Here is a 10287-nt window from a genome sequence, read left to right as displayed (position 1 = left end):
CTGAGCCGCGGCCGGCTGAGCCGCGGCGGGCTGAGCCGCGGCCGGCTGAGCCGCCGCCGGCCGCGCGGCAGCCGGAGCCGCAGCCGGGGCGGCGGCGGGAGCCGCAGCCGGGGCGGCGGCGGGAGCCGCAGCCGGGGCGGGCGACGCGAACGCCGTGGCCGGCGAGGCGGCAGCAGCGGCGAGAACGCCGATCGTCAGGGCACGGGAGCGTGCGGAGATGGACACGGACGAACCTCCACTGCAGTGGTGGGGAGCGGGACGAGGTGCCTGTGCACCCGTCGGGGGATGTGACTGGCCCAACGACGGGATGCGCGTAACGGTGCGCTCCAGGTTCGGTGATTCCGCCGGTCGAGAGACCTCATGTCCCCCCGGCGGGATACAGGAGGTGGGCAGAATCGGACATGATAGGCCGATCGGCCCCTACGGTTGGTCTCCTTGGGCCTTCACTGGTGCGGCCGGGTCGGGCCTCCGACGGTCCGCTTCCCGGGCTGCGACGTCGGCCGCAGAGCAGAAGCCGCGGCCGTGACGCTTGAGGCAGAGCAGCCCGAGCAGCACGCCGTCGGCGTCGACGACCGCGAGCCGGCGCCGACCCTCCGCGGCCATGCCCGCCCAGGTCGACGCCAGGTCCGCCGTCGGCGCGACCGTCCGACCGGCGAGCCCGCCGACGAGCGCCGCGGGGGTCGCGTCGGGCACGCCCTCGAGGTCGGCGCGTTCCACGACCGCGAGGAGCACCCCGGCCTCGACGACGGGCATCGCGTGGACGTGGTCGTCGGCGAGCGCCGCCCGGGCCTGCCCGACGGTCGCGGCGGCGGGCAGCACCTTCGGCCGGCGGAGCGCGGCCGCGGCGACGGTGCCGTGTGCGTGCTCCGCCGGGCGCTCAGACGAGCCGGACCTCGACACGGGTGTCGGAGAAGGTCGGCGCGTTGCCCAGGTCGGCGAACGCGAACGGGTTGACGGAGTTCACGGTGCTGCCCTCCTTGGCGTTCTTGGGCCACGATCCCATGGGACAGACCACCACGCCCGGCGCGACTTCCTCGGAGAGACGGGCGAGGGCGACGAAGCGACCGCGGTCGTTGGAGACCTCGACGTAGCGACCCTCGCCGATCCCGCGCGCCTCGGCATCCGCCGGATGGATGGTCACCGTCTGCTCGCCCTGGACACGCTTCTGCATCGCCTGGTCGCCGGCGCTCGAGTTGATGTACGCGTGCGACTTCGGCGAGAGCAGGTTGAGCGGGTACACCTCACCGGTCTCGCGCGGCGCGACGTAGTGCGGCAGCGGGTCGACGACGCCGCCGGGCTGGAACTCCTCGCACAGCTGCCGGAACAACGGCACGACGAAGTTGCCGGCGGCCTCGAGCGCAGCGCTCCGGAACTCCGTCTTCCCCGAGGGCGTCGGGAAGCCGCCCTCGGCGTGCGGCCGGTACTCGTCGGCGCTCGGGAGGTTCAGTCGCGCCCAGCCGGTCTCGCGCAACGAGTCGAGCGTGATGCCCGCCATCGCCGGCGCCGACCAGTCGTAGGCCTGTTCCATCAGCTGCTCGTCGGTCAGCCGGAAGTACTCGTCGTCGAACCCCATCCGTGCGGCGAGCCGGCGGAACAGCTCGGTGTTCGGGACCGCCTCGCCCTCCGGCTCGACGGCCGGGACGTTCAGCGTCACGTAGAAGTGCCCCCAGCTGAACATGAGGTCGTGCTGCTCGAGCGCGGTCGTCGCGGGCAGCACGATGTCGGCATAGCGCGCGGTGTCGGTGAGGAAGTGGTCACTGACCACCGTGAACAGGTCCTCGCGGGCCAGCCCCGCGGCGATCTTGTCCTGCTCGGGGGAGACGACCATCGGGTTGGAGTTGTAGACCACGAGCGCGGTGACCGGAGGGTCGAGCGCCCCGCCGTCCCCCGTCGCTCCGCTCGCCCCGCCCTCCCCGGTGAGCACCCGGCCCAGCAGGAACTGGTTCACCACCCGCGTCCCGGGTGTCGCGAACTCCGGGTGGACGAACGCCGGCCAGTTGACCGGGTGCGCCCACAGCGGCAGCTGGAGCAGCCCGCCCCCGACGTGGCGCCACGCCCCGACGAGCGCGGGCAGGCACGCGATGGAACGGACGGTCTGACCGCCCCCGGCGTGCCGCTCGATCGCGACGCCGATCCGGATCACCGACGGGTCCGTCGTGGCGTACTCGCGGGCCAGGGTGCGGATGTCCTCGACCGGGATCCCGGTCTCCTCCGAGGCCCACTCCGGGGTGTACTGCGCCACGCGCTCGGCGAGCTCGTCGAAGCCGGCGGTGTGGTCGCGGACGTACGCCTCGTCGTGCAGGCCCTCACCGATGATCACGTTCATCATGGCCAGCGCGAGCGCGCCGTCGGTGCCCGGCCGGATCGGGATGTACCAGTCGGCGCGCTGCGCGGTGCGGTGACGCATCGGGTCGATGCACACGACCTTGGCGCCGCGCTTCTGGGCCTCGGCGATGATCGGCCAGAGGTGCAGGTTCGTCGAGATCGTGTTCGACGCCCAGATGATGATGTAGCGGGAGTGCACGAAGCTCTCCGGGTCGATGCCCGCCGTCGCCCCGACCGTGGCGGCGTAGGCCGTGCAGGAGCCGGAGTCGCAGTAGGTGCGCTCGGTGATCGTCGCGCCCAGCCGGTTGAAGAACGCGTCGCCGACCGTGAGGCCGTTGAGGACGCCCTGGTTGCCGAGGTAGCTGACCGGCATGACGGTCTCGGGGCCGTGCTCGGCGATCTTCGCGCGGAAGGTGTCGGCGATCGTGTCGAGGGCCTCGTCCCACGAGATCTGCTCGAAGCGGCCGCTGCCCTTCGGCCCGACCCGGCGCATCGGGTGGAGCACGCGGTCCGGACTGTAGGTCTTGTCCGGGTAGTTGTTGACCTTCACGCACAGGCCGCCGCGGGTGAACGGGTGCTCCGGGTCCCCGGCGACCTTGGTCGCGCGCCCGTCCTCGATGGTCACGATCATCGCGCAGGTGTCCGGGCAGTCGTGCGGACAGGCGGCGCGCACCGTCGTCGTGGTGGGGGTGAGGGGGACGTCGATCGCCGTCACGGGTGCTCCTCGGGGGGTGGTGGTCCGCCGGAGTGGTCGTCCTCGACCGTGGGCCTGGTGATCCTGGTCCGGGAGCACCGGGGCAGGCTTGTCGCAGAGCGCCAGATGGCTGCCATGCGACGTTGACGGGACCCCGGGGCGGTCCTAACGTCGGGCGATCCACCACCCTTGACCGGGAGCCCCCTCGGTGAGTCGAGAACCCTGTCCGGTCGGGCCCTTCCCGGACACCGGGCCCGAGTACGCGAACCGCAGCGCGGCGGACGAGACCGACGGCGTCGCTCCCTGGTGCGACATGCTCCGCGAACACTTCGTCGCCCTCGACGTCGACGACGTGGACCGCGACGGCCCCTTCCCCAGCCGGGTCCGGAGCACCCTCGTCGGGCACCTGTCCGCCGCGGTCGTGAGCTCCGCGCCGCAGAGCGCCCACCGCACACCGGGGCTTGCCCGGACCGATCCGCACGCCTACCTGCAGGTCGGGATGGTCGCGGAGGGGACCGCGGTGCTCGAGCAGGACGGTCGTGAGGCGGTGCTCGGACGGGGCGCCTACGCGGTCTACGAGACCGACCGCCCGTTCGCGTGGCACTTCGCGGGCCCGTGGAAGCTCCTCGTGCTCACCTGGCCTCGGGAACTGGTCGCGCTCGGCGCCGACGTGACGCGGGCGGCGACGGCCCGGGCGCTGGGCGGCGACCGGCTCAGCGCCATCGTCGGGCACACGCTGGCCGAGACCGCGGTGTCCCCGCCGCCGCTGACCGACGCCGGCGGCGGCCGGTTGGCCGGGCAGCTCGCGGCGCTGCTGGGGACCGCGGTCGGGGAGTCGCTGCGCCGTGGGGACGTGCTCTCGCCGAGCAGTGCGGCCGACCTGCGCCGGCGGGTCGACTCCTACGTCGCCGAGCACCTCGAGGACCCGGCGCTCGGGCCCGAGGACATCGCGCGGGCCCACTTCATCTCGGTCCGCGCGCTGCACCGGGTGTTCGCCGACGCCGACACCACCGTCGGCGCGCTCATCCGGCGCCGGCGGCTCGAGCACGCCCGGCGCCGGCTGCTGGACCCCCGCGACGCCGAGCTGTCGCTCACCGAGATCGCGCACGCGTGCGGGTTCGCCGACCTCGCCTCGTTCAGCCGCCGCTTCAAGCTGGAGTTCCATGAGCCGCCGGGCAGCTACCGCCGCCGGGCCGGTCTGCGCCCGGCCCACTGAGCCCTCCCGGGCCGCACTGCTCGGAGGGGGCACGGCTCCACCCCGGGCGGGGCACCGGATCCCGAACGGGGGACGAACCCACCCTCCCTGGACGAGGTGAGCCGCGTGTGGCGTGGGTAACCATGCCGGTTGGCAGCCGACCCAGCGAGCTCCCTGGAGACCCACCGACGTGTACCCCGGAACGTTCGCGAGGCAGACCCCGGACAAGTCCGCCGTCGTCATGGCCGACACCGGGGAGTCGCTCACCTACGCCGAGCTGGAGGAGCGCTCCGTCCGGCTCGCCCACGTGCTCCGCGGCGAGGGGCTCGAACGGGGCGGCCACGTCGCCCTCATCGCGACCAACAGCCCGGACGTGTTCGTCACCTACTGGGCCGCGGTGCGCTCCGGGCTCTACATCACCGCCGTGAACCACCACCTCTCGGTGCCCGAGGCCGCCTACATCGTCGACGACTGCGGCGCCGAGGTGCTCGTCGTCTCCGCCGACAAGGCCGAGCTCGCCGAGGGCCTCGTCGAGGCGACGCCGAAGGTCCGTCGCCGGCTCGCGTTCGGCGGCACCGTCGAGGGCCACGACTCGTACGAGGACGCGCTGGCCGCGGCGAGCACCGAGGAGCCGGCCGACCAGCCCGCCGGCGTCGACATGCTCTACTCCTCGGGCACCACCGGGCGGCCGAAGGGCATCCAGCCCGCCCTGCCCGACCGCCGGGTCGACGAGCCCGGCGACCCCATGCTCGCTGTCTTCGGCCCGCTCTTCGGCTTCGACGAGCACGTCGTCTACTACTCGCCCGCCCCGACCTACCATGCGGCTCCGCTGCGCTTCGGCGGCATGGTCCTCGCGACCGGGGGAACGCTCCTGCTCTCGGCGGGCTTCGAGGCGCAGGACGCGCTGCGGATCCTCAGCGAGCACGGCGTCACGCACTCGCAGTGGGTCCCGACGATGTTCGTGCGGATGCTCAAGCTCGACGAGTCGGTCCGCAGCTCCTACGACGTCTCCACCATGGAGGTCGCGATCCACGCGGCCGCCCCGTGCCCGGTCGACGTCAAGCAGTCGATGATGGACTGGTGGGGCCCGGTGCTCTGGGAGTACTACTCCTCCACCGAGGCCAACGGCATCACGATGATCTCGCCGCAGGAATGGCTCGAGCACCCCGGGTCGGTGGGCCGGTCCAAGCTCGGCACCATCCACATCTGCGATCCCGACGACGACGGCCGCGAGCTCGCCACCGGCGAGATCGGCACGATCTACTTCGAGCGCCCGGAACGGCCGTTCGAGTACCACCACGACCCGGAGAAGACGGCCGAGGCGACCCACCCGCACCACGAGAACTGGACGACCACGGGCGACGTCGGCTACGTCGACGAGGACGGCTTCCTCTACCTCACCGACCGCAAGGCCTTCATGATCATCTCGGGCGGGGTGAACATCTACCCGCAGGAGATCGAGAACTGCCTGACGATGCACCCCGCGGTCTACGACGTCGCCGTCATCGGTGTCCCGGACCGTGAGATGGGGGAGCAGGTGAAGGCGGTCGTCCAGGTCGCGGAGGGCCACGAGGGCACCGACGAGCTCGCGACCGAGCTCATCGAGCACGTCAAGGCGAACATCGCCCGCTACAAGGCGCCGCGCAGCGTCGACTTCACCGACGAGCTGCCGCGCACCGCCACCGGCAAGCTGGTCAAGGGCGAGCTGCGGAAGCGGTACACGCAGGACTCCTCCCGAACGGCGGGGGTGTAGGCGCTGTGGCCGTGGGTGTCGACGAAGCCACCCCGGGCCGGGCGGCCCACGACGCGGACGTCGTCGTCCTCGCGCCCCGGGCCCTGCGCTCGTTCGTCGACGCGCAGTGGGTGGTGGCGACGAAGCTGGCCGCGCGCGAGGCGTTCCGCGACGAGATCGCCCAGGTCCGCGACCGGCTCGTCGAGCTGTCGCGCATCGAGGAGCGGCTGACCGAGGAGCTGTTGTCGTGACACCAGGTCCGATCCCCCTGGCCGCTTCGCCCGCCGAGGCCCGGCTCGCCGAGCGCCTCGCCGTCGCCCCGGCCGACGCGTCGGTCACCGCGTTCGTCGTCGTCGACGGCGGGCTGCTGGCCGGCTGCCCGCTCGCGCCGTTCCTGCCCCCGCCGTCATGGTGGGAGCGGTTCGCCTGGCAGGTCCGGACCGGGGTCGCCGGCCCGGACGAGGTGACCCCGGCCGACGTCGAGGAGGTCGTGCGGGCGCGCCGCGGACTGCCGGTCGACGAGGTCGCCGAGGAGGGCCGGAAGACCTTCCGCGCGGTCACCGCGTCGTGGCTGCACCCCGAGATGTGGCGCCTGGCCGTCGGGCACCTCCGGCGGGGGCACCGCGTCGTGCTCGTCTCCGCGGCGACCCGGGCCGAGGTCGACCCGCTCGCCGCGGAGCTGGGCGCCGACGACGTCGTCGTCACCCGTGTCGGCGCGGAGGGGGAGAAGGTCGCGGGGATCGCGTCCCCGGTCTGCGTCGGGCGCGCCGCGGCCGCCGCGCTGTCCGCGTGGGCCGACGCGCACGATGTCGACCTCTCCCGGGCGTTCGCGTACGGGCCTGCGTCGTCGCGGGAGCTCCTCGACATCGTCGGGCACTCCGCCGTGGTCGGCGAGCCGGACGGGCTGCGGCCGTCGCTCCCCGTCGCCGTCCGCGGCGCCGTCCCGCCCGCCGAGGCGATGGCGGGGACGCTGGGGTTCTACGGCGGGTTCATCGGGGCCACGGTTGGGGCGGTCGGCGCGGGACTGGCCACCTGGTCCCGCCGGCAGGCGATCAACGTCGCCGGTTCGACCGCGTCGGAGTTCGCGCTCGCGATGGCAGGGGTGGAGGTCGTCGTCGAGGGCGCCGAGCACCTCTGGTCCCGGCGGCCCGCGGTGTTCGTGTTCAACCACCAGAGCAAGCTGGACCCCATCGTCGTCATGACGATGCTGCGCCACGACTTCACCGGGGTGGCGAAGGCCGAGGCCCGGTACACGCCGCTGTTCGGTCAGCTCTTCCAGTTCGCGGACGTCGCGTTCGTGGAGCGGGGCAACACCCGGCAGGCCCGGGACGCGCTGCAGCCGGCCGTCGACAAGGTCCGCCGGGGGATGTCGCTGACGATGGCCCCCGAGGGCACGCGGTCGGTCACCCCACGGCCGGGCCCGTTCAAGAAGGGCGCGTTCCACATCGCGATGCAGGCCGGCGTGCCGATGGTGCCGATCGTGCTCGAGAACGTGGGCGAGCTGCAGTGGCGCCACGACCAGGCGGTCCGGCCGGGCACGGTCCGCGCCGTGGTCCACCCGCCGATCGACACGAGTGCGTGGAGCGTCGCCACCCTGGACGAGCACGTGGCCCACGTGCGCGGCCTGTTCCTCGAGACGCTCGGATTGGCGGAGAAATGAGCAGCGACACGGGCCTGTCCTGGGCCGACGACGACGAGATGTCGGCGTTCGAGACGCTGATGTGGCGGGCCGAGGCGGACCCGGAGCTGCGCTCGACGATGGTGGCCTTCGCCCTGCTCGACGGGTCCCCGGACTGGCCCCGGCTGGTCGCCGCGCACGACTGGGCGACGCGCATGGTGCCCCGGTTCCGCAAGCGGGTGGTCGAGCCGCCGCTCGGGCTCGGCTCGCCGGTCTGGGCGCTCGACCCCGACTTCGACCTCGCCCGCCACGTCCGGCGGGTCAGCCTCCCCGAGGGCGAGGGATGGCCGGCGCTGCTGGCCCAGGCCGAGCACCTCGCCACGGCTCCGTTCGACCGGTCCCGCCCGCCGTGGGAGGCGCTGCTCGTCGAGGGGCTCCCCGACGGCCGGGCGGCCTACCTGCTCAAGCTGCACCACGCGACCACCGACGGCATGGGCGGCGTCCAGCTCTTCTCCGGGCTGCTCAACCGCCACCGCAACAGCGACCCGGACAAGCCGCAGCCGCCGGCGCCCGACCCCGAGGCCGAGCCCGGCCCCGGGCCGTGGACGGCGCTCGGCCGGCAGGTCCGCCACGACGCCGAGGCGCTCGCCGGCGCGCCGACCCACGTCCTGCGGGGCGCGGGCGAGGCGCTGCGCGACCCGATCGCGAAGGCGCGCGAGGCGGTCGCCTTCGGGCTCTCCGCGATCCGGGTGATGGGCGAGCCGAAGGCCGAGGGCTCGTCGCTTCTCGCGCGGCGCGGCCCGGACTGGCGCTTCGTCGCGATGGACCTCGCCTTCGCCGACCTCAAGGCGGCCGCCAAGGCGTGCGGGCGCACGATCAACGACGCCTACATCGCGGGCCTGCTCGGCGCGTTCCGCCGCTACCACGAGGCCAACGGCAGCTCCGTCGAGGAGATCCGGATGGCGATCCCGGTGTCGCTGCGCAGCGGGGACGACGACGCGGGCGGCAACCGCATCGCCTCGCTGCGCCTCGCCGGGCGCATCGCGGAGAAGGACCCGAAGGCGCGGATGGCGCGGGTGGCCGACGACGTCGCCCGGGGCCGCTCCGAACCGGCCGCCGACGACGTCGGGCTCCTCTCGCCGCTGCTCGCGCGGCTGCCGGGCCAGGTCATCGCGGCCGTCGCCGGCGGGGTGACCAAGGGCAACGACCTGCAGGCCAGCAACGTCCCCGGCATCCGCGAGGAGGTCTACCTCGCCGGCGCCCGGGTGGAGCGGATGTACCCCTACGCCCCCCGGCCCGGGTGCGCCGCGATGATCACGATGATCACCCACGGCGACACCTGTTGCGTGGGCGCCAACCTCGATCCGGCCGCGATCACCGACCGCGACCTGTTCGGCCGCTGCCTCGTCGAGGGGTTCGCCGAGGTGCTCGCGCTGGGCGGGGACGCGGCGCCACCGGTGCTCCGCGGCTGAGGGAGCCCGGCCCCCGGTTGCCAGCAACGGCACGTTCCTGGCGTCCGACGCCAGAACGGCGCCACTCACTCACTCGCCGGTGTTCCGGGGCCCCGTGGCAGCAACGGCACGTTCCTGGCGTCCAACGCCAGAACGGCGCCACTCACTCGTCGACAACGCTGGCCGGCACCGCTCTAGCTTGCTAGCATCCTAGTGTGGCCGACGAGGTCAAGCAGTTCAACGTCTACCTGCCGGTCGAGCTGATCAAGCAGGTGAAGCTCCGGGCCCTCGAGACCGAGCAGTCGCTGTCCGCGCTGGTTGCGGAGGCCCTGCGCGCGTACCTCGCCCCGGGCCCGCCCGACGAGGAGGGATCGTCATGACGGCTGTCGACGGCATCGGCTCCGTGGTCGTGGAGACCCACAACTGGGGCCGGACCGCGAAGTTCTTCACCGCCCTGGGACTCGAGCTGGACTTCGAGACCGACCACCACTCCGGGCAGTTCCGGGGCGGTGCGGGGCCCACGGTCTTCGTCGTCGAGGTCCCCGAGGACCGGGCGCCGCGGATGCAGGTCGTCCTCGGGGTGCCCGACGCGGACGCCTACGAGCCCGACTCCTCCCTCGAGGTGGTCTCGCCGTTCGAGGACACCCACTACGGCACCCGGGAGATGGTGGTCCGCGACCCCGACGGGCGGACCTGGACGATCCGGGCCCCGGGCACGAGGTGACCGCCGTCGTCCCGGACCACACCGCGGTGCGGGTCGCCCTCTGGCGCGCCCGGCACCTCGAGGTCGACGCCGCCCCTCCGGTCCTCGACGACTCCCTCGGCCTGCGCCTCGCCGACCCCGACCCCGGCTGGCGCGACCGCGGTGACATGGACCCCGACACCACCCGCGGGGCCCGCGCCGGGATGGTCGCGCGCGCCCGCGTCGTCGACGACCTCGTCGACGAGGCCTTCGCCGCCGGCGTCACCCAGTACGTCGTGCTCGGGGCAGGGCTGGACACCTACGCGCTGCGCCGCCCCGGTCTCGACCCGGCCTGCACCGTCTTCGAGGTCGACCGCCCGGAGACCTCGACGTGGAAGCGGCGCCGCATCACCGAGCTCGGGCTCCCGGCGCCGCCGGGCCTGCGGTTCGTCCCCACCGACTTCGAGTCGGACCGGTCCTGGTGGGACGGCCTGCTCGCCGCGGGTCTCGACGCCGGGCGGCCCACCGTCGTGTCCTCGACCGGCGTGAGCATGTACCTCACCCGGGAGGCGAACACCGCGACCCTCGCG

General features: G+C 73.5%; 10 protein-coding genes. 8 read left to right on the top strand and 2 right to left on the bottom strand.

Annotated elements, in window-relative coordinates; translation table 11 throughout:
• Positions 1-420 precede the first annotated feature (420 nt).
• A complete protein-coding gene (locus tag VGH76_RS02365) occupies positions 421-900 on the bottom strand; it encodes a CBS domain-containing protein (RefSeq protein ID WP_331555000.1) in 480 nt (159 codons plus the stop codon).
• Entirely contained in the window at positions 878-3040 is a 2163-nt protein-coding gene (locus tag VGH76_RS02360) for a molybdopterin-dependent oxidoreductase (protein WP_331554999.1), read from the bottom strand. Before VGH76_RS02360 ends, VGH76_RS02365 begins: the two co-directional genes overlap by 23 nt.
• 187 nt (positions 3041-3227) lie before the next feature.
• On the opposite strand from VGH76_RS02360, the gene VGH76_RS02355 reads away from it, so the two are divergent.
• The 8 genes from VGH76_RS02355 to VGH76_RS02320 all read left to right on the top strand — a co-directional run.
• Positions 3228-4235: a helix-turn-helix domain-containing protein gene (locus VGH76_RS02355; RefSeq protein WP_331554998.1), complete on the top strand. Its 1008-nt coding sequence runs from the start codon at positions 3228-3230 to the stop codon at positions 4233-4235.
• Between the two features lie 169 nt (positions 4236-4404).
• Entirely contained in the window at positions 4405-5967 is a 1563-nt protein-coding gene (locus VGH76_RS02350) for an acyl-CoA synthetase (protein ID WP_331554997.1), read from the top strand.
• Between the two features lie 11 nt (positions 5968-5978).
• Entirely contained in the window at positions 5979-6197 is a 219-nt protein-coding gene (locus VGH76_RS02345) for a hypothetical protein (RefSeq protein ID WP_331554996.1), read from the top strand.
• Positions 6194-7606 carry a 1-acylglycerol-3-phosphate O-acyltransferase gene (locus VGH76_RS02340; protein WP_331554995.1) on the top strand — a complete coding sequence of 471 codons (1413 nt, stop codon included), beginning with the start codon at positions 6194-6196 and terminating at the stop codon, positions 7604-7606. Before VGH76_RS02345 ends, VGH76_RS02340 begins: the two co-directional genes overlap by 4 nt.
• Complete coding sequence (locus VGH76_RS02335; protein ID WP_331554994.1) at positions 7603-9036, top strand: wax ester/triacylglycerol synthase family O-acyltransferase; 1434 nt, start codon at positions 7603-7605, stop codon at positions 9034-9036. Before VGH76_RS02340 ends, VGH76_RS02335 begins: the two co-directional genes overlap by 4 nt.
• 194 nt (positions 9037-9230) lie before the next feature.
• Positions 9231-9395: a ribbon-helix-helix domain-containing protein gene (locus VGH76_RS02330; RefSeq protein WP_331554993.1), complete on the top strand. Its 165-nt coding sequence runs from the start codon at positions 9231-9233 to the stop codon at positions 9393-9395.
• Positions 9392-9739 carry a VOC family protein gene (locus tag VGH76_RS02325; protein WP_331554992.1) on the top strand — a complete coding sequence of 116 codons (348 nt, stop codon included), beginning with the start codon at positions 9392-9394 and terminating at the stop codon, positions 9737-9739. The genes VGH76_RS02330 and VGH76_RS02325 overlap by 4 nt, the downstream gene beginning before the upstream one ends.
• The coding region (locus tag VGH76_RS02320; protein WP_331554991.1) for a class I SAM-dependent methyltransferase at positions 9736-10287 on the top strand (552 nt) is incomplete at its 3' end. The genes VGH76_RS02325 and VGH76_RS02320, both read left to right, overlap by 4 nt.

Source organism: Actinomycetospora sp., from assembly GCF_036497585.1.
Classification (GTDB): Bacteria; Actinomycetota; Actinomycetes; order Mycobacteriales; family Pseudonocardiaceae; genus Actinomycetospora.
This window is presented reverse-complemented; position numbering and strand designations above follow the sequence as displayed.

Excerpts from the sequence above, each read along its gene's own strand:
- VGH76_RS02335 (WP_331554994.1), top strand. The coding sequence starts at position 7,603 with ATGAGCAGCGACACGGGCCTGTCCTGGGCCGACGACGACGAGATGTCG.
- VGH76_RS02325 (WP_331554992.1), top strand. The coding sequence starts at position 9,392 with ATGACGGCTGTCGACGGCATCGGCTCCGTGGTCGTGGAGACCCACAAC.